The 24,631-nt window shown below is 41.3% G+C and carries 25 protein-coding genes; 24 read left to right on the forward strand and 1 reads right to left on the reverse strand.

The window, feature by feature from the left end; all coding sequences use genetic code 11:
- The first annotated feature begins 64 nt into the window (after positions 1-64).
- From I6H64_RS03335 to I6H64_RS03450, 24 genes are all read left to right on the forward strand, one after another.
- A complete protein-coding gene (locus I6H64_RS03335; protein WP_036685065.1) occupies positions 65-763 on the forward strand; it encodes an ABC-2 family transporter permease in 699 nt (232 codons plus the stop codon).
- On the forward strand, positions 748-1,428 hold the full coding sequence (locus tag I6H64_RS03340) for a hypothetical protein (RefSeq protein ID WP_128472171.1): 681 nt from the start codon (positions 748-750) through the stop codon (positions 1,426-1,428). The genes I6H64_RS03335 and I6H64_RS03340 overlap by 16 nt, the downstream gene beginning before the upstream one ends.
- A 4-nt stretch (positions 1,429-1,432) precedes the next feature.
- Positions 1,433-1,774 carry a hypothetical protein gene (locus tag I6H64_RS03345; RefSeq protein WP_008841006.1) on the forward strand — a complete coding sequence of 114 codons (342 nt, stop codon included), beginning with the start codon at positions 1,433-1,435 and terminating at the stop codon, positions 1,772-1,774.
- Positions 1,775-1,996: 222 nt separating this feature from the next.
- Positions 1,997-2,179, forward strand: coding sequence for a hypothetical protein (locus I6H64_RS03350; protein ID WP_008841005.1), 183 nt, complete (start codon positions 1,997-1,999; stop codon positions 2,177-2,179).
- A gap of 383 nt (positions 2,180-2,562) precedes the next feature.
- Complete coding sequence (gene purE, locus I6H64_RS03355) at positions 2,563-3,045, forward strand: 5-(carboxyamino)imidazole ribonucleotide mutase (RefSeq protein WP_008841004.1); 483 nt, start codon at positions 2,563-2,565, stop codon at positions 3,043-3,045.
- Entirely contained in the window at positions 3,029-4,189 is a 1,161-nt protein-coding gene (gene purK / locus I6H64_RS03360; protein WP_008841003.1) for a 5-(carboxyamino)imidazole ribonucleotide synthase, read from the forward strand. Before purE ends, purK begins: the two co-directional genes overlap by 17 nt.
- A complete protein-coding gene (purC, locus tag I6H64_RS03365) occupies positions 4,167-4,901 on the forward strand; it encodes a phosphoribosylaminoimidazolesuccinocarboxamide synthase (protein ID WP_008841002.1) in 735 nt (244 codons plus the stop codon). The genes purK and purC overlap by 23 nt, the downstream gene beginning before the upstream one ends.
- Positions 4,888-5,148, forward strand: a complete 261-nt coding sequence (purS, locus tag I6H64_RS03370; protein ID WP_008841001.1) for a phosphoribosylformylglycinamidine synthase subunit PurS — start codon at positions 4,888-4,890, stop codon at positions 5,146-5,148. The genes purC and purS overlap by 14 nt, the downstream gene beginning before the upstream one ends.
- A complete protein-coding gene (purQ, locus tag I6H64_RS03375; protein WP_036685062.1) occupies positions 5,145-5,819 on the forward strand; it encodes a phosphoribosylformylglycinamidine synthase subunit PurQ in 675 nt (224 codons plus the stop codon). The genes purS and purQ overlap by 4 nt, the downstream gene beginning before the upstream one ends.
- A gap of 17 nt (positions 5,820-5,836) precedes the next feature.
- Complete coding sequence (gene purL / locus I6H64_RS03380) at positions 5,837-8,041, forward strand: phosphoribosylformylglycinamidine synthase subunit PurL (protein WP_008840999.1); 2,205 nt, start codon at positions 5,837-5,839, stop codon at positions 8,039-8,041.
- Positions 8,026-9,495 (forward strand): amidophosphoribosyltransferase, encoded by a 1,470-nt coding sequence (purF, locus tag I6H64_RS03385; RefSeq protein ID WP_008840998.1) that lies wholly within the window; start codon positions 8,026-8,028, stop codon positions 9,493-9,495. Before purL ends, purF begins: the two co-directional genes overlap by 16 nt.
- A gap of 2 nt (positions 9,496-9,497) precedes the next feature.
- Complete coding sequence (purM, locus tag I6H64_RS03390) at positions 9,498-10,544, forward strand: phosphoribosylformylglycinamidine cyclo-ligase (RefSeq protein ID WP_008840997.1); 1,047 nt, start codon at positions 9,498-9,500, stop codon at positions 10,542-10,544.
- The gene (gene purN, locus I6H64_RS03395) at positions 10,544-11,125 is read left to right on the forward strand and encodes a phosphoribosylglycinamide formyltransferase (RefSeq protein WP_008840996.1); all 582 of its coding nucleotides are present in this window, start codon (positions 10,544-10,546) and stop codon (positions 11,123-11,125) included. The genes purM and purN overlap by 1 nt, the downstream gene beginning before the upstream one ends.
- A gap of 12 nt (positions 11,126-11,137) precedes the next feature.
- Positions 11,138-12,673, forward strand: coding sequence for a bifunctional phosphoribosylaminoimidazolecarboxamide formyltransferase/IMP cyclohydrolase (gene purH, locus I6H64_RS03400; RefSeq protein WP_008840995.1), 1,536 nt, complete (start codon positions 11,138-11,140; stop codon positions 12,671-12,673).
- Between the two features lie 12 nt (positions 12,674-12,685).
- A complete protein-coding gene (gene purD, locus I6H64_RS03405) occupies positions 12,686-13,945 on the forward strand; it encodes a phosphoribosylamine--glycine ligase (RefSeq protein WP_056984970.1) in 1,260 nt (419 codons plus the stop codon).
- Positions 13,946-14,610: 665 nt separating this feature from the next.
- The gene (locus tag I6H64_RS03410; RefSeq protein ID WP_008840992.1) at positions 14,611-15,192 is read left to right on the forward strand and encodes a TetR/AcrR family transcriptional regulator; all 582 of its coding nucleotides are present in this window, start codon (positions 14,611-14,613) and stop codon (positions 15,190-15,192) included.
- 37 nt (positions 15,193-15,229) lie between these two features.
- A complete protein-coding gene (locus tag I6H64_RS03415; protein ID WP_036685059.1) occupies positions 15,230-16,087 on the forward strand; it encodes a DUF4097 family beta strand repeat-containing protein in 858 nt (285 codons plus the stop codon).
- Positions 16,088-16,158: 71 nt separating this feature from the next.
- The gene (locus I6H64_RS03420) at positions 16,159-16,347 is read left to right on the forward strand and encodes a hypothetical protein (RefSeq protein WP_158441190.1); all 189 of its coding nucleotides are present in this window, start codon (positions 16,159-16,161) and stop codon (positions 16,345-16,347) included.
- Between the two features lie 270 nt (positions 16,348-16,617).
- The gene (locus I6H64_RS03425) at positions 16,618-17,634 is read left to right on the forward strand and encodes a YdcF family protein (RefSeq protein ID WP_008840989.1); all 1,017 of its coding nucleotides are present in this window, start codon (positions 16,618-16,620) and stop codon (positions 17,632-17,634) included.
- A gap of 16 nt (positions 17,635-17,650) precedes the next feature.
- A complete protein-coding gene (locus tag I6H64_RS03430) occupies positions 17,651-18,022 on the forward strand; it encodes a YxeA family protein (RefSeq protein WP_008840988.1) in 372 nt (123 codons plus the stop codon).
- 423 nt (positions 18,023-18,445) lie between these two features.
- A complete protein-coding gene (locus I6H64_RS03435) occupies positions 18,446-20,560 on the forward strand; it encodes an ATP-dependent Clp protease ATP-binding subunit (protein WP_056984972.1) in 2,115 nt (704 codons plus the stop codon).
- Positions 20,561-21,144: 584 nt separating this feature from the next.
- Positions 21,145-21,876 (forward strand): lantibiotic protection ABC transporter ATP-binding subunit, encoded by a 732-nt coding sequence (locus I6H64_RS03440; protein ID WP_198458926.1) that lies wholly within the window; start codon positions 21,145-21,147, stop codon positions 21,874-21,876.
- Entirely contained in the window at positions 21,869-22,651 is a 783-nt protein-coding gene (locus I6H64_RS03445) for a lantibiotic immunity ABC transporter MutE/EpiE family permease subunit (RefSeq protein ID WP_008840983.1), read from the forward strand. Before I6H64_RS03440 ends, I6H64_RS03445 begins: the two co-directional genes overlap by 8 nt.
- A complete protein-coding gene (locus tag I6H64_RS03450; RefSeq protein ID WP_056984977.1) occupies positions 22,648-23,406 on the forward strand; it encodes a lantibiotic immunity ABC transporter MutG family permease subunit in 759 nt (252 codons plus the stop codon). The genes I6H64_RS03445 and I6H64_RS03450 overlap by 4 nt, the downstream gene beginning before the upstream one ends.
- Before the next feature lie 208 nt (positions 23,407-23,614).
- On the opposite strand, the gene I6H64_RS03455 is transcribed toward I6H64_RS03450, so the two are convergent.
- Complete coding sequence (locus tag I6H64_RS03455; RefSeq protein ID WP_036685056.1) at positions 23,615-24,247, reverse strand: GyrI-like domain-containing protein; 633 nt, start codon at positions 24,245-24,247, stop codon at positions 23,615-23,617.
- Between the last annotated feature and the right edge of the window lie 384 nt (positions 24,248-24,631).

Here is a 24,631-nt window from a genome sequence, read left to right on the forward strand (position 1 = left end):
ATTTAAGTGTGAACTACTTAAAACAAGGTCAAGTAGTTTGTTGCATACGACGGTGGGGATGCCAATGTTATTTATGATTTTAACGGTCATGGCAATATTGTCCTCAAAAAGTAAAACTGGTGAAATTGACGGTTTGAGTTTTATCCAGACTGATATATATAACCTGTGGGCTACGGCTTTGTTGCCCATTATGGTGGTAATATTGGTTAGCCTCGACCAATTCCAGGGAAGACAGGCTCATGAACTGCAACGTTATTATGCCAACGACTGGTCAATTAATAAGCTTTACTTAGCAAAATTAATTAAGTTTTGGGCACTAATTTTACTGGCCCAGTTAGAAGTTTGCTTGGTGACGATGCTTAGTAATTTATTAACGACTGGGCACGTAACTCAAATAGGGACTTTACTAGGAGTTTCCATGCTCATTTGGCTAGGAGCGCTACCGCTAATATCGATAAATGCATTTCTATTGCAGTATGCCAACCCCGTTATAGCTAGTATTTTAAACGTGGGCTTAGTTATTATGAGCGTACTCTTGCGAAATGTTTTTTCACCGTTTTTTGCGTTTAATCCATGGAATTATAGTCTCCGAACGATTGCTTTATTACGTATTAACCCCAATAATACCATCCTGGACAAAAACAGTTGGATGGCACATGACTTAAGTTTTATTTGGTACATTATCGTTGCAGTTTTAGGGTGGTTATTGGTTGACTACCTAGTCGTTACTTTGATTGGCAAGCAAAGGTGGCAAAAGAGATGAAATTGTCGTTATTCAAGCTTAAATACCAACCACTATTAATGCTCATACCGTTATTTTTTGTCTGCTATACGGCTTATTTTATTAAATTTAAGATCACGTACTTTCCGCAAAAAGCAGATTTTTGGTTTAAAAGTAGCGAATTACTTTTAAACGCGTTAATTCCCTTTCTAATTAGCTTAATCACGGCGATTCAATTTAGTTTTGAAGAACAGCGACGTAATTTAAATCCCGTGCTAAGTCTTCCCAAACGCGATACATGGGTTTCTAACGTGGCTATCTTAACGGCGATGGTTTATCTTGAAGGGGCATTAGTTTTTGGTGTTGGAATGGCTTGGTTTGGCAAGTTTGATTATTGGGATAATATTGAAATTTGGTTGAACTTATATGGGCAGCCTTTAATTTGGATACCGATTTTCACCTGGATTGGCATAGCTTTCAATTATCGAACTGGATTAATTGTTGGCGCGGTCCTGATCCCCTTTATGTTAAACGTTGCCAGTCAATCGCAAGGCTCCGGCTGGCGTTGCTTACCATGGTTTTATAATTTTACTGTGGAAAAAAGCCCTGGTCCTTCAATAATGCCAGCAGTCTTATCCGTAGCAGGAATAACCCTTTTGGAACAGCTGGTGTTAAATTACTACGTGAATCATTTTTGGGAGAGGTGATGAGATGCATAACCGGATGGTTGGAAGCATTGGGGGCTGGTTATCAATGGCACTAATATTCTGCTTACTAGGCGTCCAAACTAATTCAGTCAACGCAATGCTGTTTGTAATGGTACTTTTAGTCCCTAGCTTGTTGTATCTTCCAACTATAATTAATAGTCCGACAAGCCCTCCGTTATTTATCAAGGCTAATCTGGTAATGAGTGATGTTATATATATTCTTGGATTAATTGCGGGTTGCGCAAACGTATTTCAACATGGGAACTATTTAAATTGGGGACAAATTGTATTTAGTATTACTGGATTAGGATGTAGTGGGATGGTTTGGTTAGCAGTTGGAAAATGATTTAGCAATAGTAAAGAGTCTTAGCTGTGAGTTGGTGTGAATCGCGTTTCTGCATGATGAAAAGGGTAAGAGGACTTATTTAAATAAGCGGTGAACTAGGGGAGTTGGATGGCTAAGTATAAGAGATTGGCGATAGTTATTATTTGCGTCCCAGAAGTATCCACGATAAAATGAAAGCGTTCACATATATAATGCTTTAACATTAAGAAAGAAGGGATCAATATGGGACAAAAAGATTTATTAACGTTGGCCGTAATTTTAGGGAGCTTAGGGCCGTTGGTTAACAGCGGGCACGTATTCGCTGATGCAAAGTCGTCGGCAGTCGGGACGGAAAAACTTTTACTGGTGGCTGCGCAAAAAATGCAAGTTGCTAGCGGACAAAAAAATAGGTGGGTAGTACCTTAAGATTAGTGATGCAACTTTTTTGATGATTAGTTACTAAATAATAATTTAAAGAAACCTATGGATGTATACTTTATTAGTTGAGTTAGTGGTGAATGTTTTTTCTCCAGACCCATTTTCGGGACCTTATTTTTAAGCACTTATTCAAAAATTATTTTCACCACACTTTATATTGGACCTCCTCGAGCAGCGGTTAGCGCTGATTGGGGAGGTTTTTCGTATAATTCGGATTATTAATGATGAAATATCTATTTTTTATAAGTTATAAACGAACTATAAAATAAAATTAAATAAAAATAGTTCGTAAAACGTGTTGATTAAAGTTAACTAAGTTGGTACACTAAACGTGAAAACTAACCTAGTTTTTCCGTTTGAAAGGAGCTGTTATGAAAAAAGTTGCGGTAGTAATGGGATCAATTTCCGATTGGCCCACGATGAAGGAAACGGCAGCGATGCTTGATAAGTTTGAGGTGGCTTATGAGCGACACGTAATTTCAGCGCATCGGATGCCTAGTGAACTTCAAAAATTTGGCAAGCAAGCCCAAAAGGATGGTTATGGGGTAATAATTGCGGGAGCTGGTGGAGCTGCGCATTTACCAGGAATGTTAGCGGCTAACACCATTTTGCCGGTGGTGGGCGTCCCGATTGAAAGTCATGCGTTGCACGGCTTGGACTCTTTATTGTCAATTGTGCAGATGCCCAGCGGAGTACCGGTAGCAACCACGGCGATTGGACAGGCCGGGGCTAAAAATGCAGCTTTACTGGCAATCGAAATTTTAGCGGTTACCGAGTCGCGGCTTGCTAAAAAAATGATTGAGTTTCGGCAAAAACAAACACAGGAGGCCCAGAATAGTGAAAAGCAGTGGTGAAGCGGGTGTATACCTACCGCCAGCAACGATTGGAATTATTGGAGGCGGCCAATTAGGACAGATGATCGCGCTGGCTGCCAAGGCAATGGGGTATAAGGTGGGTATTTTAGATCCGACCCCTAACTGTCCGGCTGGTCAGGTTAGTGATTTTCAAATCGTGGCCGCTTATAACGACCAGCAAGCCCTATTAAAGATGGCCGAACGTAGCGACGTTTTAACTTATGAATTTGAAAATGTCGATTTAGTTAGCTTGGAGGCTGCACAAAAGTTAGCGGCTCTTCCGCAAGGGACTAATTTGCTATACGTAACTAGTGATCGTCTTCGTGAAAAACATTTTCTTGCTAGCCACGACCTCCCGATAACGCCTTATCAACCCGTCAGCAATCCAACCGAGCTAAATGACGCGATTACTAAGCTAGGGTACCCTTGCATTTTAAAATCTTGTGAGGGCGGTTATGACGGACATGGTCAGCAAGATATTAATTCAGAGGCCGATTTGCCAGCGGGCCGGAGTTTAGTATCCCAAACACCGTGCATTTTGGAAAAGCGTCAGAAATTCAGCAAAGAATTATCGGTAATGGTGACGCGAAGCCGGGATGGCCAGGTGCGATGTTTTCCAGTAGCGGAAAATATCCATCACAACCATATTCTCCATCAAAGCATTGTCCCAGCACGGGTAACGGAAGAGGTTCAGCAAAAAGCACAAAAAATTGCTCGGCAAATTGCGCAAGGTTTATGTTTACGAGGAGTATTGGGGATTGAATTCTTCATGTTAGCTGACGACCGTTTGTTAGTGAATGAATTAGCCCCTCGTCCCCATAATTCGGGACATTACTCGATTGAAGCCTGTAACATTTCACAATTTGAAGCCCACGTTCGCAGTATCTGTGGACTTGAAATACCGAAAATTACGCAACACGCCCCCGCAGTGATGGTCAATTTACTCGGGCAACATTTAACATTAGCCCGCCAAAAGCTAGCACAACGGCCGCATTGGCATTTTCACGATTACGGTAAAGCGGGAAGTCGGGTGAACCGGAAGATGGGGCACATTACCTTGCTAGGCGAACTGCAACCAAGCTTAGATTCAATTCAAGCGGAAAAGATTTGGGAGATTAGCAATGAAGAAAACGACGTTAATTAAAGAGGGTAAAGCTAAACGATTGTATAATACGGATGAGGCAGACGTGGTGTGGGTTGAATACCTAGATCAGGCAACGGCGTTAAATGGTAAACGAAAGGACCAAGTTATTGGCAAGGGAGCTTTGAATAATCAGATCGATTGTATCCTTTTTAAAATGCTGGATGCAAAAGGGATTCATACGGACTTTATTAAAAAAATTTCCGATACCGAACAATTAAATTACAAAGTAGACGTTATTCCACTAGAGGTAGTCGTACGTAATGCAGCAGCGGGCAGTTTTCAGCGAAAATTTGCGGTGCCGTATTTACGAGAGTTCGACCAGCCGATTGTGGAATTTTTTTATAAATCCGACAAATTGGATGATCCATTTATCAACACTAATCAAGCCGTTGCTTTGAAAATTATTAGTTATGCAGAAGGTGAAATCCTCGAAAACTTAGCGCTCCAAATTAACCGGTTGTTAAAGGAACGGTTTCGGCAGGCTCACTTGCAACTGGTAGACTTTAAGGTTGAATTTGGCAAAACCGCAAATGGAAAAATTATGCTTGCGGACGAAATTTCACCTGATTCTTGCCGGTTGGTAGATCTAACCACTAAGACTTCCTTAGATAAGGACGTTTTCCGCAAAAAAACGGGTGATCTGGTGACGGTTTATCAAGAGGTACTCCGGCGTTTAATAAATTCACAGGAGGAAGCGCATGTACAAAGTTAAAGTTTACGTAACTTATAAAGAATCTATTTTGGATCCTCAGGGAGCTGCCATTAAAAAAGCACTTCATCATTTGAATTACCAAGAGGTCCAAAAAGTGACGGTGGGAAAATATTTCGAAATCCAGGTGGCCGATGGCGGACAAAACGTTAACGAACAAATCCAAAAAATGTGTGATGAATTATTAGCCAACGTTAACATGGAAACTTACCGGTTTGAGATTCAAGACGTTCAAGAGGGCGAAAAATGATATATAGCATCCTTCGTTTTCCGGGCTCTAATTGTGACTGGGATATGTATTACGTTTTACGAGACATTCTTAAGGTCACCCCGCGTTTTGTGGATTATCGTGAGACTGTTTTACCAGCTGAAACCGGCGCCGTCTTAATTCCGGGAGGCTTTTCGTACGGTGACTACCTGCGAAGCGGCGCAATTGCCCGTTTTTCGCCCATCATGTCCGCGGTGCAGGAATTTGCGGAAGCTGGAAAACCAGTGATCGGAGTCTGCAATGGATTTCAAATTTTAACCGAAGCCGGGTTATTACCCGGAGCATTGCGACCTAACGAGAGCTTGAATTTTATTTGCCGCCCCCAGAAATTGGTTGTTGAAAATTGCCAAACGCCGTTTACCCGCCAATTTAGTTTAAAGCAAACCGTAACATTCCCTATCGCTCACGGTGAAGGAAACTATTATTGCGATGAAACAACTTTACAAGATTTGAAGGAACACAACCAAATTGTTCTGCGTTACGTAAACAACCCTAACGGCAGTACTGATAACATTGCCGGAATTACTAACCAAGGGGGCAACGTACTCGGATTAATGCCCCATCCGGAACGAGCTAGTGAAGCAGTTTTAGGCGGAACCGATGGAAAAATATTGTTTCAAAGTTTAGTTGCTAGTATCACGCAACACGTTTAATAAGGGGAGATTTTGCGATGATGACGGAATTAACACCGACCGAAATTAAGGATCAAAAATTATATGTCCAGTGGGGACTAAGCGAAGACGAATTTAACCAGATCAGGAACACATTGGGTCGACTCCCTAACTTCACTGAAACAGGATTATTTGCTGCCATGTGGAGCGAGCATTGTGCGTATAAAAACTCTAAGCCACTTTTAAAACAATTTCCCACAACGGGTCAGCAAATATTACAGGGACCGGGAGAAGGTGCTGGCATTGTCGATATTGGCGACGGGCAGGCGGTAGTTTTTAAAGCCGAAAGTCATAATCATCCTACGGCAGTGGAACCTTATCAAGGTGCGGCAACCGGCGTGGGCGGCATTATTCGAGATATTTTTTCCATGGGCGCCCGACCAATCGCGTTAATGGACAGTCTGCATTTTGGTGAATTGACTGACGCCCGGACAAAATACTTAGTGGACCAAACCGTAGCGGGAATTGGCGACTACGGTAATTGCATGGGGATTCCTACGGTTGGTGGAGAAACGACTTTTGATGCGATTTACCAGAATAACCCGGTGATGAACGCCATGTGCGTGGGCTTGTTGAACGTTGCTGACCAACAGCGGGGAGCTGCCGCAGGGGTCGGCAATTCAATCTATTATGTGGGCGCTAAAACTGGCCGAGATGGGATTCAAGGCGCTATTTTTGCTTCTACTGAGTTTAATGATGCACAGGCTACACAACGGTCGGCGGTCCAGGTTGGGGATCCGTTTGCCGAAAAACAGTTAATGGAAGCTTGCTTAGAATTAATTAATAACCATGCCGAATGGTTGGTAGGGATTCAAGATATGGGGGCGGCGGGCTTAGTTTCCTCATCAGCGGAAATGGGGGCCAAAGCGGGATTTGGGATGCGCTTGGATCTTGACTTGGTTCCTCAACGGGAAACAGACATGATTCCCTACGAATTAATGCTTTCTGAATCCCAAGAACGGATGTTGCTCTGCGTTAAGCAGGGGCACGAACGTGAAGTAGAGGAAATTTTTGCAAAATATGACAGTATCGCTGTAAAAATTGGGGAGGTCACCGAAGACCAGCGATATCAACTGATTTTTAAAGGGACCACCGTAGCCGATGTCCCAATTCATGCGTTAGTTGATGAAGCACCGACTTATCATCGACCAAGCCAAAAACCGCAACGTGTCAAGGGCGATGGAAAGCAATTTCAACCGCAAGTTAAGGATTTGACGGCAACCTTTAATGCCATGTTGCGTCAAGCCACGATTGCTAATAAAGAAGCAATCTTTGAACGCTACGATGCACAAGTACAAACTAACACGATTTCAACCGTTCAAAGTGACGCTGCAGTAGTTCGAATCCGCGGGACCCAAAAAGCACTCGCAATGACTACCGACGCGAATCCCCGTTACTTATACTTGGATCCTTACCTTGGAGGACAAATTGCCGTTAGCGAAGCCGCCCGCAACGTGGTGGCAACGGGAGGAAAGCCTTTAGCAATTACCGATTGTCTGAATTTTGGGAGCCCAGAAGATCCAGAATGTTACTACGAATTAGCCCAAGCCATTAATGGAATGGCCGCAGCCTGCGATGTTTTTGATACTCCCGTGATTTCGGGCAACGTTTCACTGTACAACGAATTTAATCGGCAATCAATTTACCCTACGCCCATGGTGGGCATGGTCGGAATAATTGAAGATCCAGCTTGGATAACCACCTTAGATTTTAAACAAACGGGTGATTTGATTTATGTTTTAGGCGAAACTACGGATGCCTTAAACGGTAGTGAACTCCAAAAAATGCAATTAGGCCACGTGGAAGGTAAACTGTTCGACTTTGATTTGCAATACGAAATTGACCAACAACGCTTAGTAAGCGACCTAATTCATGAAGGACTTTTGGCTAGTGCGCACGATTTGGCAGAAGGTGGATTAGCGATCGCCCTCGCAGAAAGTGCCTTCGCAGGAAAAATCGGGTTTAACGTGCAAACTGACTTAGCGGCCGCCGAATTATTTGCTGAAAACCAATCGCGATTCCTCGTAACCGTTACGCCAGCAAACCGGGCGCATTTTGAAGCTAAAACTGCTGGCAAAGCAACGCCATTAGGGCATGTAGGGGGTGATCGGCTTAAAATCTTAACCACTGATGACATGTTGGACGTTGATTTAACGGCGGCCGAAACTAGTTGGAAGGAAGCACTCGCATGGCAACTGAATTAAAGGGACTCAACGAAGAATGCGGTATTTTTGGAGTTTGGCAAGATTCTGATGCAGCTCAACGAACGTATATCGGATTACACAGCTTACAGCATCGCGGACAAGAGGGGGCGGGCATCGTAACCCGTACTCCCACGGGAAAATTTGCCATCCACAAAGGCCTAGGTCTTTTAGCGGACGTATTCAGTAACCCGGATGACTTAACGAACTTAATTGGGCGCAGTGCAATTGGCCATGTCCGTTATGGTACGGCTGGAAGCCGCGGGGTTGAAAATGTGCAGCCGCTGCTTTTTCACTATCTACAAGGGGACGTGGCGATGGCCCATAATGGTAATTTGACAAATGCAATTACGCTGCGCCACCAGTTAGAAGAGCAGGGCGCAATTTTTCAATCCAATTCGGATACCGAAGTTCTAATGCACCTAATTCAGCACCAAAAGCAGGCGAGTTTTAGTGAAAAATTAAAGGCTAGTTTGCGACAAATTAAGGGTGGGTTCGCGTACCTAATTCTTACGGAAAATGCTTTATACGCAGCACTGGACCCCAATGGTTTCCGACCTTTGGTGATTGGACAATTAGCTAATGGCGCATTCGTGATCGCAAGTGAAACTTGTGCGTTAACGGCGGTGGGTGCCGAGTTTGTTCGGGACGTAGAACCTGGCGAACTAGTCCAAATTGACGACCAGGGAGTTAAAATTAGCCATTTTACGACCGAGACTCAGCTAGCAATTTGTTCGATGGAATTTATTTATTTCGCCCGTCCAGATTCGAACCTTTACGGGGTGAATGTCCATCTCGCGCGACAACGAATGGGTAAGCGATTAGCCCAAGAAAATCCGTTAGATGTGGACATTGTCGTTGGGGTACCCAATTCCTCGCTATCAGCAGCGGCAGGAGTGGCGGAGCAGTTGGGAGTCCCAAATGAAATGGGCCTGATTAAAAATCAGTACAGCAGCCGCACGTTTATTCAACCCACCCCTAAGTTACGTGAACAGGGGGTTGAGATGAAGTTGACAGTGTTATCCGCGGTAGTTGCGGGGAAAAAGGTAGCCCTCGTTGACGACTCGCTTGTTCGGGGGACCACCAGCAAGTACATTGTAAAAATGTTGAAAAAAGCGGGGGCTAAAGCGGTGCATTTGATGATCAGTTCACCACCGTTGAAATACCCTTGCTTTTACGGAATTGATATCGAACATACTCGTGAATTAATGGCGGCAAACCTCACGGTAAAGGAAATGCGCGTTGCAATCGGGGCGGACTCGTTGCACTTTTTGAGCTTGCCCGGTTTGATTGAAGCCATCGGTTTGCACCAAGATGTCCCTAATGATGGACTTTGCGTAGCGTACTTTGATGGAAAATATCCTACGCCGCTTTACGATTACGCGGCCGGTTTTGAAGTTCCTAAAACCGCAAAAGACACTACGTTATCGGCAACGGGAGTCGCAAAGGAGAAATAATAATGACCAAAAATGCTTATGAACAAGCGGGAGTAAACATTGCTGCGGGCGAAGAAATTATTGAAGGCTTAAAGCAAGCAATTGGTGAACAAGGTCCCCACATTCTAAATGGGATTGGCAATTTTGCCGGATGTTACCAACTTTCCGAAGATCAATTAGACGATCCAGTTTTAGTGGCGGGGGCTGACGGAGTGGGAACTAAAGTGCTGTTAGCTGCCCAAACTGGAAAAGTCGAATCGTTAGGGCAAGATTTGGTAGCAATGTGCGTTAACGATTTGTTGGCACAGGGCGCATTACCGCTATTCTTTTTAGATTATTTGGCGTTTTCACATTTAGAAAGCGACCAAACAGATGCAATTTTAAAAGGGATTTTGAAAGCTTGCCAGGCCCAATCCATCCCGTTATTAGGCGGAGAGACGGCCGAGATGCCAGGACTTTATCAAGACCAGCATTTTGATTTAGCCGGCTTTGCGGTTGGTTTAGGTGCTAAAAGAGATCTCCTCAGTTCAGCCATGGTAAGTGAAGGGGATTATTTGATTGGTTTACCTTCGACTGGATTACACAGTAACGGTTACTCATTGGTGCGTAAAATCCTCTTTACGGATCACCATTACCAATTTGACGACTATTTGCCAGGGATTGCCCGTCCATTAATCGAAGAACTTTTGGAACCGACCCGGTTATACGGCAACGCGATCCGACCTCTATTACAAAAAAGGTTATTAAACGGGATCGCCCACATTACGGGTGGCGGACTACTAGAAAACGTACCGCGGATGTTACAACCTAACCAACAGGCTGAAATAAAATTGGTTAGTTGGCCTAAACCAGCGATTTTTAAGGTTCTCACTAAGCTTGGAAAACTTTCACAAACCGACCGTTACCAAACTTTCAATATGGGAATTGGCATGGTGTTAACCGTGAGTCCTCAGCAATATCAGCAAGTAAGGGACGAACTCGACCGCCAAAAAGAACCGTATTTTAAGATTGGCCAAGTGAAGAGGCGCCCAGAAAATGCACCAGCCGTCGTACTTTTAGGAGCTGATTAATGATTAAGATCGCAATATTTGCGTCGGGGACCGGCACCAATTTTGTTGCACTTGCCCGTCACATCGAAGAAACTAACGTACCAATTCGCATTGCATGTTTAGTCTGTGATCAACCAGATGCACCAGTAGTTGAAAAAGCGGTCAGATTGGGGATTCCAGTTTGGACCCACCGTTTGGGCGAATTTGCCGACAAAACGGCTTACGAACAAGCAATTCTGCTCGAGTTGCAAAAATACGATTTAAAACTAATTGTATTAGCCGGTTACATGAAAATTATTACGGAAGTGCTACTAGAAGCCTACCCGCAGGCCATTATTAATATTCATCCCGCATTGTTGCCTGCCTTTCCGGGACGACACGGCATTGAAGACGCTTTGGCATACGGTGTAAAAGTTACCGGGGTCACCGTGCACTGGATTGACGATGGAATTGATACTGGCCCCATCATTGCGCAGCGGGCGGTTCCTATTTTGCCCAATGATGATGTGGCAAAATTAGCGCAAAGAATTCACCAAGTCGAGCATGAATTATATTTTGTTAGCCTATGCGAAGTTCTAAAACAACGAAAATTGATTAAATAAGGGAGCGTGCTCATGAAAACTGCATTATTAAGCGTGTCGGATAAAACTGGAATTGTTGAATTTGCCAAGGGCTTAGCGGCTCAAGAATATAGAATAGTCTCTACTGGCGGGACTAAGAAGGTTCTTGAAGAAGCGGGGCTAACGGTGACAGGAGTAGAAGAATTAACCGGTTTTCCAGAAATGCTGGGTGGTCGGGTAAAGACGTTACATCCCGTAATTCACGGCGGACTATTGGCTCGACGCGACTTACCGAACCACTTGCAAGCGTTAAAAGAACAGCAAATTGGTCTGATTGACTTAGTCTGTGTGAACCTCTACCCATTCAAAAGCACCATTATGCAAGACGGAATTACTGAAGCAGAAGCAATTGAACAAATTGACATTGGCGGACCTAGCATGTTGCGTTCCGCGGCTAAAAATTTTGCGTCGGTTTGGGCGGTGGCGGATCCTGCAGATTATCAAGAGGTTTTAGACCAGCTGGCGCAACCGGACGACGCAATTGTTTTTCGGCGGGCGCTAGCTTTGAAAGTTTTCCAGCATACGGCCGCGTATGACACGTTAATTGCCCAATATCTGGGACGTGCGGATGAAAAATTTCCTACCCAACTCACGCTGACCTATACCAAGAAACAAGCAATGCGCTACGGTGAAAATAGTCACCAAAAAGCCGCTTTCTACGAAAATGCCTTACCCGTGCCGTTCTCGATTGGCCAAGCTAAGCAATTACATGGAAAGGAACTTTCGTATAACAATATTAAAGATGCTGACGCGGCTTTGAAAATGAGTGCCGAGTTTGAGCAGCCTGCGGTGATTGCCGTTAAGCATATGAATCCTTGCGGAATTGGACTAGGCAAGTCGATTGAGGAAGCGTGGGACCGGGCGTACGCTGCTGACCCAATTTCTATTTTTGGCGGGATTATTGTATTAAATCGTCCAGTTGATTTGGCGACTGCCCAGAAAATGCACCAGCTCTTTTTGGAAATTATAATTGCTCCTAGTTTTGAAAAGGAAGCTTTTGCAGTGTTGGCGCAGAAGAAAAATCTACGAATAATGACGGTTGATTTTAGTAAAAAACAAGCGTCTAAGGAACTCGAAACAGTCTCCGTAATGGGAGGGCTTTTAGTACAAGAGCCTGATGAAGTCGCTGAAAGCCAGGCTGATTTCAAGGTGGTTTCTAAGCGCCAACCGACAGAGGCCGAACTAAGAGCCATGGTTTTTGGTCAAACGGTGGTTAAACACGTTAAGAGTAATGCAATCGTGGTTGCTACGGAAAATCAGACTTTAGGAATCGGAGCAGGGCAAATGAATCGGATTGGATCGGTTGAAATTGCCATTGAACAGGCAGAAAAAGCTGCTGGATTTAAAAATGCAATTATGGCGTCCGACGCCTTTTTCCCAATGGATGATTGCGTCGAGTTTGCAGCTAAACACGGGATTAAGGCCATCGTCGAACCTGGTGGTAGCATTAAAGATCAAGCGTCGATTGATAAAGCAAACGAGTTAGGTATCACGTTAGTCTTCAGCGGTCGGCGTCATTTTAGACATTAGGGGGCTTAATTCGTGGCAAAAGTACTAGTTATTGGGCAAGGAGCCCGTGAACACGCAATTGGCCGCCAGTTATTATTAAGTGAGCAGGTTGAAGAAGTTTATTGCGCGCCCGGAAATCCCGGTATGTTGCGAAGCGGAATTAAGACCGTTCCCATCAAGGAATTAAACTTTGAAATGTTGGTTGAGTTTGCCCGCAAGCAAGCGGTTAGTCTAACGGTTGTCGGCCCGGAAATGCCGCTGCAACAGGGGATTGTGGATTATTTTAAAGCGGCAGGGTTAACCATTTTTGGTCCGACTCAAGTGGCGGCAAAATTAGAGAGCTCGAAGCAATTTGCCAAAAAGGTTATGCAGGAGGCGGGAGTACCAACCGCGCGCTACGCCAGCTTTCAAGACGAAAGCTCTGCAATCCAGGCGTTATCCAAGACAACTTATCCATTAGTAATTAAAGCTGACGGATTAGCCGCCGGGAAGGGGGTTGCGATTGCTAAAAATCAAAGTGATGCCGTAGCAATAATTCATCAATTGCTAGGCGAGCACCAATTTAATACCACGTCGATCGTTATCGAGGAATACTTGGAAGGACAAGAGTTCTCGCTAATGGCATTTGTTAACGGCGACCAAATTATCCCAATGCCGCTTTCCCAGGATCATAAGGCAGCTTATGATGGCGACCGCGGGCCTAACACGGGTGGAATGGGCGCATATAGTCCGTTACCTCAATTTTCAACAGAGCTGGGGAAGCGGTGTGTAGATGCGGTTGTCCGTCCAATCATTCATGCTTTACGTCAACGGGATATTAGTTTTTGTGGGGTTTTGTATGCCGGTTTGATTATGACTAAAACTGGGCCCAAGGTAATTGAATTCAACGTCCGCTTTGGAGACCCCGAAACGGAAGTTGTATTACCACAACTGCAAAGTGATTTTTACGAGCTTATTCTGGGGTTACTGGATCAGCAACCACCCCAAGTGAAATGGCAAAATAACGACATTTATTTAGGGGTGGTTGTGAGTTCAGAAAATTACCCACAATCTTCAGCTACAGGGGTTAGATTATCCAGCTTTAATTGCGTTCCAGCAGACCTTACCATCAATTATGCTGGCGTGGCACAAGATTTGAAGGGCGAATTGGTTAGTAATGGTGGCCGGATCCTTTGTACAACGACCAAAGCTAGTAATATTACGCAAGCGCGAACAATTTTATATTCGTGGTTAAATCAACAGAAGTTAGTGGGGATGCGTTATCGGAATGACATTGGAAAACATGGAGAGTAGGCAATTGGATTATTAGCGGACAAAAGGGCGAGCTATTCAAGTTTGAATAGCTCTTCTTTTTGAGTATTTCAACTACAAGAATTTTAGGCACACAGCAAGTCGCGTTCCATCTGGGTTTTAAAACCGATATATTAATTGATGGAGTTACAATCATTAACGGGGATGTGCTGAATGCGGAACAAATAAAGAAGCACCATGCAAACATATAGGATAATCGATTTGGCAAGTTAATTACGGTGGCAGCCCCGCTAAGATGACGAGTCTATAATCGTTAATAAAGCAGTGAATTTTTTAACGAGCTGTCTGACTGGGTAAGGAGTCCCTTAAAACGGGACTTTTTGTTTTAAAAAAATTCAGTATAAATGTTTACTCATCTACTAATGATTGATAGCCCTAAATTAATGCTAGGTTAAACTTGAAATTTTTAGCAATTGGTCTAGCTTAAAACGGAAGAAAGGACTACAATTGATTAAAATAGTAAATGGGGTTAATTATTAGATGGTGTGTATGGGGACGGTGATGAAAAAGAATGTGGAGACTACCTAAAATTAGCAATAAAGAGATGGTTTAAATCAAACTAAGTTCGTATGAAATATTTTTTTAGCTATTTTATGACTATAAATTCAAAATTGGTCATACGTTTTTAAATTTAGGAGGACTAAGTGATGACAAGAGGTTTTTCAACTGCGGAAAAAGCCCAAATTAAGGCTAACTTATATGCAACATGTGAAAAAAGTTGGGTGAACGTTGGTTATCGAAAGACTAATGTTGATACACTTTGTAATAAAGTTGGGATTTCAAAAGGCGCGTTTTATATTTTTTTTAATAGTAAGGAGGAACTTTTTGCGGATGTAATGGACCGAGTGCAAAATCGGATGATTAACCGCATGAATGATGCAATCGCCGATTCTCCAGATAAAAAGGGATTTATCGAAGGATTTAAACGGTTATACGAAGAATACGATAAGGGAAATTGGATTAAAACCTTAGCTAGTGAGGACTTTAAAGCATTGTTGAACCGCTTGCCGAAGGAAAGATTAGCTGCGCATAATGCTGACTACACACTAGAGAAATTAGGCGTTGCAATTAAGAAAAGTAATCTAGTTTGTAAGCAACCAATGGAAAAAGTAATGGGGATTTTATCCGCATTATTAGCACTATCTGCGGAGAAAGACGCAATTGCTTATGATCATGAAGAAGTGTTTGATTATATGTTGGAACATCTTGTTGATTCGCTATTTGAGTGACTAGCATTATGGACGATCAGAACTGAAAAGATTGGTAATGTTACCCAGTTTTAAAATTGTTGGAGATGAACCAATTTGTTTGATGAAAGGATGTTTAAAAACGAAAACGATTACATTGATTTCAACATTATCATCGGTAACAATTTCTTGTTGGTTAGCAAAAAAGATGTATAAGAATCAGCAATTTCAGGGTGTGAACTCTGCAAAAATGCACTACCACTACGACATATCGGCCGTCCACAAAATTAATTTGTATTTTGAAAGGGGAACGGGAACTATTGAACAGACTGCGGGGGAACAGCTTAAAATTGAGTATTATTTCGCAAATGCCGCACAAGAAAATTCATTTGTGTATACGGAGAATGCGGAGTTTGGTCAGCTAGATTTACAACTAAAAAGGAAAAATCCGTTAGCTCCACTAAATTTTTTTGATGGAATTTTTGTTAAGGTGGGGGTTCCGGCGGCTTACAAGGGTCAAATAAATGTTAAAACGATTACCGGATCTCTGCGAGCCGAGAACTTAAGTTTAGAAAAGGTTTCATTAAAATCTGCTACGGGTGACATAGCGGTGCATACGCTACAAAGCAATCAGGTACTAATAAAAACAACTACAGGGGCAATTTCAATTGATGAGTTGGTTAATATCGGTCATTCCGCAAATTCAGCAACGTTTATTAGCACTACCGGAGCGATTACCCTTATGCATAATAATAAGCTCTTTACTAAAGAAACCGTTAAAACCACGACTGGCAACGTTCATTTAGGTATTGATCAAAAATTAAGCGATTATCTAATTACCTACGAAGGAACGAGAAAAAAAGATTCTGAACTAGTTGGAAATCCGGTTAACAAGATCGTGGTGAAAACCATGGCAGGTAACGTAAGCAGATTTTAAAGGCGCATAGTCGAAATGGGGATCAAGAGGTGAAATTATTTGGACTGCCAATCTCGTTTTTGGGTTCAAAGATGAGTTCTGAAACTATTCAAACGGGCAACCTTATTTTTATTATTTGGGGGGATTTGTTGTATTTAATAGGAGTTGTCCTGCTGGGTAACCAAAAGAAGCGCAGTAAAGTCCAACATATCGTAGCCCTTGGTTTATTAAGCGTTGGCATTTTGGTGGTAATCAATAATTTATTACAATACCTTTTTTGAAACTAAACTGCGGTGTAACTATTTAACGTTCCGTTTTTAATGAGTATGACATTTAAAATTAAAAGCCAGTTAATAAGCGTGTGGCCTTGGGATGACTTATGGCTGCAATGTGCAGAAAAGTTAACGGCGAGAAAGATTTTAGCAGATTTGTTCAAGCCTTTTTAGAGGTAAGAACCTCCACTAGTTGATATAATAACGTGTAGTCAATAGCAATTTACCAAAAGTTTTAATGGTTGCTTCGTATTTATTAAATAATTCGCGGAGGTTGCAATGCTTACTTACCTTTTTTTATTTCTTACTATTTTAGTTTCTAGCATTTACCTATATAAAGATCGGCGTAATTTTATTGCAGGAATCTTTTTTGCGGGAAGCTGTATTAATTTAACTTTACTAGCGACTTTAGGAATTGCCGCTTATCTAGCTGGGGATTCTAGGATTGGAATCATTAGTCTTGCGGTGTTTTTACTATTAGGGATTATCGTGGTTCCGTTACTGGTCGGTTTTAGTTTAATTATTAATACCTACGTCATGCAAACGCGCGAAGGCAAAAGTTTGACGGCTAAATTGTCGCTAATTTTTGGAGTTAACCTATTACTTGTATTGGGTGCGGGTGCGGCTATTTTACTTGCCAACCAGTACTTGGGGCGGTTAACAGGCATCTTGTTCGTTTTTATAGGAATCGACGTAACTTTTACGTTTATCTTTAGTTGTTATTTGTTCTATTCTTTTCTGTATCAAATAATTCCTATAAGAGAAAAAGTCGATTATATTATTACGTTAGGCGCTGGAATAAGGTCAGAAACCGTAACTCCGCTCTTAAAAGGGCGACTAGACAAAGCGTTAGAATACTTTTGGAAACAGGCTGGAAACCCTAAGTTTGTAGTTAGTGGCGGGCAGGGACCTGATGAACCCGTTTCAGAAGCCTATGCCATGGCGAAATACCTTAAAAGTCAGCATGTTCCCGAAGATAAAATCATTTTAGAAGACCAATCCACCACTACTTTACAAAATATGAAATTTTCAAAGCAAAAGATTGAAAAGGATTGGAAAAAGTCAGGAATGCCTAAGGTTATTTTTGCTACTAACAACTATCATGTATTGCGCAGTGCAATTTATGCTCGTAAGGCGGGATTAAATGCAAACGGTGTGGGTTCACCAACTTCATTTTACTTTTTACCGAGCGCGCTAATTCGTGAATATATCGCTTTGTTAGTGATTTATAAGAAAACAACCATTGCGATTGTGTTAGGATGGATTTTACTTGGACTCTTGTTAGCCTTTTTTTAGAATGGGAGAATAGTTTATGCGTAAACGAGTTATAGCTAGCGGTATCATTGTTGCAATATTTTTATTCATTTTCGGGGGTGCTTATTTCTGGTATAAGTCCAACTACGGTACCGAAAATTATTACACTCAAATCACTAATCAGGGAACCAAAATTGTTGAAAAAGATGACTCGGGCAGCCAAGTCGTGGATTACATGTATCATCAACCGATCTATGATCAAAATGGCCAAAAAGTAATGGCTAAGTTTAGAGGCGGGCTAGAACGGCCCTTAAAACTACATGCATATTTAAAGGTTGGATATAACACCAAGCGGCACCAAGTGATTTCTTGGGAAAAGGTTGCTAAAAAGGACGTCCCTAAAGCAGCTTTAAAACAGCTGCATGAGTAAGTTGCTAAAAATATTCAATAACTAAAAGGAAATCATTTCGTCTAGTGGCGAGTGGTTTCCTTTTTTATTTCCGAGCCAAATTTTTAATGGCTATCGATTGTAAAAGTTAGTGGCAGGTTGGAGATATTTCTAAATTTGCCAATGGGTTTCGACTTGCTGTACGGAAGTGAAATTTAAGATCCTGAATGTTTAAATTTAGATGCTAAGGCGCAATATTTAATCCTTACGGAAAACTTTTAAAGCCGGGAAATCGCGCTAATATGGTATTTCACACCCATAAATATTATACAGGGTAATCGAGTTAGCACTTTGCTTAACAGAGTGCTAAGAAGGATGTATACTATAGTTGTAGGTGAAAAGAGTGCTTCTAATTAATATTGCAACACGATTTTTACTTCATTTAATTAACGGAGGTGTTGTTACATGGCCAATTTTTACGGAAATGATCCTTTTTTCAACAATGATATGGATGATATTTTTAATCAAGTATTCAAACGGATGGGAAATCCTAACTCGGATTCCGCTCGTTACTTGGTCAATGGGCAGTCGTTAACACCAGATGAGTTTGCTCAATATCGAGCAACTGGTAAACTACCAGAAAATGCAAAAACAATCGAAGTATCCAAGGACGGACAACAGGCCCTTAAAAAGGGTGGTATTTTGGAGAAGTTAGGAACTAACTTGACTGAACAAGCCCGCGATGGTCTGCTAGATCCAGTTATTGGACGTGAAAATGAAATTCAAGAAACGGCGGAAATTTTGAGCCGGAGAACAAAGAATAACCCTATTTTAGTTGGGGACGCCGGAGTCGGTAAAACTGCAATTGTCGAAGGTTTAGCACAAGCAATTGTAAATGGTAACGTTCCGGAAGCTATTCAAGGCAAAGAAATTTATTCAATCGATTTATCCTCTCTAGAAGCAGGAACCCAATATCGGGGGTCGTTTGAAGAAAACATCAAAGACTTAGTCAAAGAAGTTAAGGCAGCTGGAAATATTATCCTATTCTTTGACGAAATTCACCAAATTATTGGCGCGGGTTCAACCGGCGGCGAAGATGGTGGCAAAGGGATGGCAGATATTATTAAGCCAGCATTGTCCCGTGGTGAATTAACCGTCATTGGGGCAACTACCCAAGACGAATACCGTAATACAATTTTGAAAAATGCAGCGCTAGCTCGGCGGTTTAACGACGTGGTGGTCAATGAACCAAGCGCGGAAGATACGTTTAAAATTTTGCAAGGTGTTAAGGATTTATACGAAAAACATCATCACGTAAAACTCCCCGATGATGTTTTGAAGGCAGCGGTGGATTATTCGGTTCAGTACATTCCACAAAGAACTCTACCAGATAAGGCGATTGACTTAATCGATATGACCGCCGCCCACTTGGCAGCTCGTCAGCCTGAAAGTGATCAAGCAACCTTAAAAGAAAAGCTCAATAAGCTTGAAAAAGAAAAGGAACAGGCTGTTAAAGAAGAAGACTTCAAACGTGCCGCTGACCTAAAGCAACGGATTGAAGAGACCAACAAGCAAATTAAGAATGCAGATAAGAAAGAAGAAGTCGTTGCAACGGTTGACGACGTTGCTCAATCGGTAGAACGGTTAACCGGAATTCCAGTTTCTGACATGGGTGCTAACGATATTGAACGGCTAAAAGATTTAGATAGTCGTTTGAAGAGCAAGGTCATCGGTCAAGACGAAGCGGTAGAAATGGTTGCTCGGGCAATTCGGCGGAACCGGGCTGGATTCTCCGAAGGTGAACAACCAATTGGCAGCTTCCTATTCGTCGGCCCGACCGGGGTTGGTAAAACTGAATTAGCTAAACAGTTGGCTTTAGATATGTTTGGCAATAAGAATGCGATTATTCGGTTGGACATGAGTGAATATTCGGACCGGACGGCGGTTTCCAAATTAATTGGTACGTCAGCTGGTTATGTAGGATACGATGATAACTCAAATACCCTAACCGAACGTGTACGGCGGAACCCATATTCAATTGTGCTATTAGATGAAATTGAAAAAGCGGATCCCCAAGTCCTAACACTTTTACTTCAAGTAATGGACGACGGACGTTTAACGGACGGTCAAGGAAACGTAATCAACTTCAAGAACACAATTATCATTGCAACGTCAAACGCTGGATTCGGTAACGAAAAATTAACTGGCGACGATGCTAAGGATCAATCCCTAATGGATCGACTTGCGCCATTCTTCCGGCCTGAATTCTTAAACCGGTTCAACGGCATCGTAGAATTCTCACACTTAACTAAGAAAGACTTAAGTCAAATCGTTGATCTAATGATTGCGGATGTTCAAAAGACATTGGCGAAGAAAGATTTGACTTTGGAAGTAACTAAACCAGCCAAGGATTGGTTAATGGAACAAGGTTACGATGAAGCAATGGGCGCTCGTCCACTAAGAAGAGTGATCGAACAACAAATTCGGGACAAGGTTACTGATTTCTATCTTGATCATTTAGATGTGAAGAACTTGAAAGCTGATTTGGTTGATGATCAAATCGTCATCGAAGCCAAATAGTTTGATTTTAGCGTTTTGCACATTAAAAAGTCACGCTATTAGTAAGTAGTGGCTATTAAGGAAATCATTTCGTTTAACGACGAAGTGGTTTCCTTTTTTGTTTTTTTAAAATTCAGGGAGGGGCAATTTTAGATGCTAACCAATGAGATTAGGGATGGCTAATCATTTAGCTGCGCGTGTTAGTAGTTAGGTGAAATGGTAAAGCTAAGAAACTTTAAAGAATATTCAGAATGCATTTTAAGAGGTAATCGAGTGCTATCCTTTAGGTGAAATCAAAAGTTGAAAGTTTATTAGTAGATTTGAAATGTAAGTTTCGCGAAATGCAGGATGACGATGGTCCCCATTTTACCTAAAAAAGTTTTGAATTCAATCGGATGCATTAAGTTAATTAAAATGCGTGAAAGTTAATGTTACTTCCTGCATTTTACATAAAATAGAACCTTTCAATCCTTATCGATCGAGTGATTAGATGCCGTGGACAGCCGTATTTTTGAAAGCGATTTCTATAAAGGAAGATCTAAGGAATGAAAGGCAACGATTGCGATTTAGTTATTTATCAATGGTTGGAACAAATGCCATAAACAATGGCATCCAGGGAGGGATTACGTTTGGAAGATTTAATCTTAGAAACTCGTCATTTATCAAAAAAATTCAAAAATGAATTAGCTGATAATGATATCTCACTGCACATTAAAAGGAATACGGTATATGGTCTGATAGGACCTAACGGAGCGGGCAAATCTACGTTATTAAAAATGATTGTTCAGCTACTAGCGCCTACCGAAGGGAATATTATCTTTGATGGACATCCGATATCTAGAAAAGATCTAGATAACATCGGTGCGCTGATTGAAGGGCCCGCTTTATATAATAATTTAACTGCCGAGGAAAATTTATTAGTCCACGCTAAATTATTGAACATACCTGTTAGCAGAATTAGTGAAGTCTTAGAAATAGTTGATCTAAAAAAGACTGGCAAAAAGACGGCGGGTAAGTTCTCAATGGGAATGAAACAGCGATTAGGAATTGCACTGGCTTTGCTGAATAACCCGAAATTGCTTATTTTAGACGAACCAACCAACGGGTTAGACCCTTTCGGGGTTAAAGAACTGCGAGACTTAATCGCAGGTTTCCCTAAACAAGGGATTACGGTGATTCTTTCTAGCCATATTTTATCTGAAGTAGCTCAAGTAATCGACCGAATTGGCATCATTAATAGGGGAAAATTGTTGTTTGAAGGCGTACCAGATCAAAAAGAAAGCTTGGAAGATTTCTTTACTAAGATTGTGTTAACTAAGGGTGAACGTTATGAATAGTATTGCGGTCGAAATATTAAAGTATAGGCGGACTTTTCTGAAAAAGCTGTTTTTTCTAATTCCAATTCTGCCATTGATCCTAACAATAATGATTGCCATAATATCGGCTAACGCGAAAGAGGCAATCGCGGCACATAACAACACCTTTACTTGGGATAAGCTATTCGGACTTATTTTTAATTGGTGGCCAGCAGTGTTTTTGCCAATCAGTATTGCATTATTAGCAATGATGATTATTAATACAGAAAATGAGGGGAGGAATTTTGAAGCGCAATTAATTCATAATATTGTTCCTCAAAAATTATGGATTAATAAGATTATTGTTTTTGCAATCTATATGATAATTCCTAACCTTTGTTTGGCGATTGGTCTTACGATAATTGGAATAATGCTTGTGGGCGGTCCCATTCCAATTGTGGATTTAGTTTGGGATGATTTGTTTTGTTGGGTATGTTTACTTCCCTTGTTACCGTTGCATCTAATATTAGATTACTTATGGGGACACTTATTGAATTTTTCTGTAGCTATTATGGGTGCTTTTAGCGGGATGTATTTTGCAGCCAGAAGTTTTTGGCTTTTTGACCCTTGGACCTGGGGTATTCGAGTATTGAGTCCCTTGATTGGAGTACACCCGAACGGAACAAAACTGATGGCTGGAGATGCACTTCTAAATGCTTCAGTGGTCCCGGTTGGTGTTTCACTAGCGGTAGGATTATTTGTAGTGCTTACTTTTGGAAGTGCCGCGATTTTTAAAAAGGAGAGTATCCTCAAATGAATTTCATTAGTGCAGAGTGGCTTAAAATTAAAAGGACTGGCATTCGGTGGATGGTTATCGCATTTCCGATTTTGCTTGCGTTTTTTACGATACTTTATATTTGGACGCATAAAGGGATTGTACGAATAAATCTTATTAACACATGGTTCAATATATGGCTATCTTTGATTATGCCGTTATTTATAGGTGTTTTGGTAGGACTAGATATCCATAAAGAAGCTGAAATAAAACAATTTTCCGCTTTATTCGCTAACCAAATTTCCAGGAAGAAAATCTTTTTAACGAAGTATATCTTTTTATGTTTATGCTTTTTAGTTAGTATTCTGTTATCTACGGGGATCTTTTGGTTAGGTACTTTGGGGCTAGCAAATGCGATTCCGCTAAGAATATTACTTATGGGAGTGGCTTTTGGAGTGATTGGAACTCTGCCAGTGGTTGCCTTACAAATCTGGATAAGTTTTAAATGGAATTTAGGAATTTCAATTAGCGTGAGCATTTTCGGCTTTTTATTGTCAACCCTTATTGGAACAACCAATCTTGGTGAGAAAATTTGGTATTTAATTCCTTGGACGTATGCTTATCGGTTGTCTGAGATTACAAATGTATTTGTAGTTAATTCGGTAGACGAAAATTTTAGGAACCAGGTTATCGGTTTAGCAGAACAAACAGGGGTAATTGGAATAGTAGCCAGCCTAGTCACTAGCTTATTATTTTTGGCGGGTGGGATTAGTTGGTTTAAGCGGTGGGAAACATAAAGAATGGTTACAAAGCTTTGTGTTTACACAAAATTTGGTGGTTAAGAATGGATATCTAGTGTTTTAGCTAAAAAACAAAAAAGACCTTAAAGATTGAAACAAAATCCTCAAGGTCTTTTCATTCGAAAAAATAGATACCTTACTTGAAAAAATTGGGCATACTTGACAATATTCACAGAGCCAACAAGCAAACCATCACCTTAACTAATTACTGTTTCTCCTGAATAGCCACCCGTAAAATAGTTTTGCGCTTAGCTTCCTCAACCCGGCGGAAATCGCTCATATAGATTTCCGTATGTTCTTTTTCACTACGTTGATAACCAGCTTCATCAATAAATTGCTCTAATTTTTGAAAACTTTCGGGTTCAGTATCAAATGAGCCAACGTGTACGATTTGGGCGACCAGTTGTGCTGGACGATGCTCGAAATAAATTTGATCAAACAGGGAAGCATCAATCTTAGGTTTAGCACGTTCTAGAGCTTCTTTGGCAATCTCGTCAGTTACAAAACTTGGTTGTTTAATGCTGATAATGTATTTAAAGTGTTCTTTTTTCATTACCGGAGCATTTAAATATTGGTCTTGAATTCCCCAGTATCCTTGGAGTGGGTACACCGTATATAGCTTAAAGTTAGGGATATCCCAGCCTTTCTTTTGACTCATCCGAATAGCATAAGAAACAGGATACAGGGATTGAACCCTTTTCTGAAAATCAGGTAAATTAGGATCACCTTCGCCAGCAATACTAAAATAATTTTGTTCGGGAATGGTTAATATTTGAGGCTTTTTCCTAAGGGAAAAGCCTTTTTCTTCCTTCCGCCATTCAATTTTTTCACTACTCATAAAAATTCTCCATTCACTTAAATGATATAGCATATTTTAGATAAATCCGTTCGTTGCCAATAACCATCGTTGACGGACTTTTGCGTGATGTATGCGCATTTATACGCTACTTTTCTTATAAATTCTGATTCTAATGTGATTTTAGCATATTTTAGTTTATCGAATATGGAGGATTTTTGGGTAAAATGCTTTAGAAATTGGGCAAAGCGGAGAACGCATTTTATAAAAAAACGTAATGATTTTGCCTGATGTATAAATAGTATATGTAAAGAAATATAACAAGTGATAACATTAATGCTTAAGAATAAACGAGAGAACGAGTTTTGAAAGCGCTCAGATACTCTTGATGAAGAGCGTCAATAAATTTTTTGCATAGTAACGAGC

The sequence above is a fragment of the Pediococcus acidilactici genome (genome assembly GCF_016127815.1).
Lineage (GTDB): Bacteria > Bacillota > Bacilli > Lactobacillales > Lactobacillaceae > Pediococcus > Pediococcus acidilactici.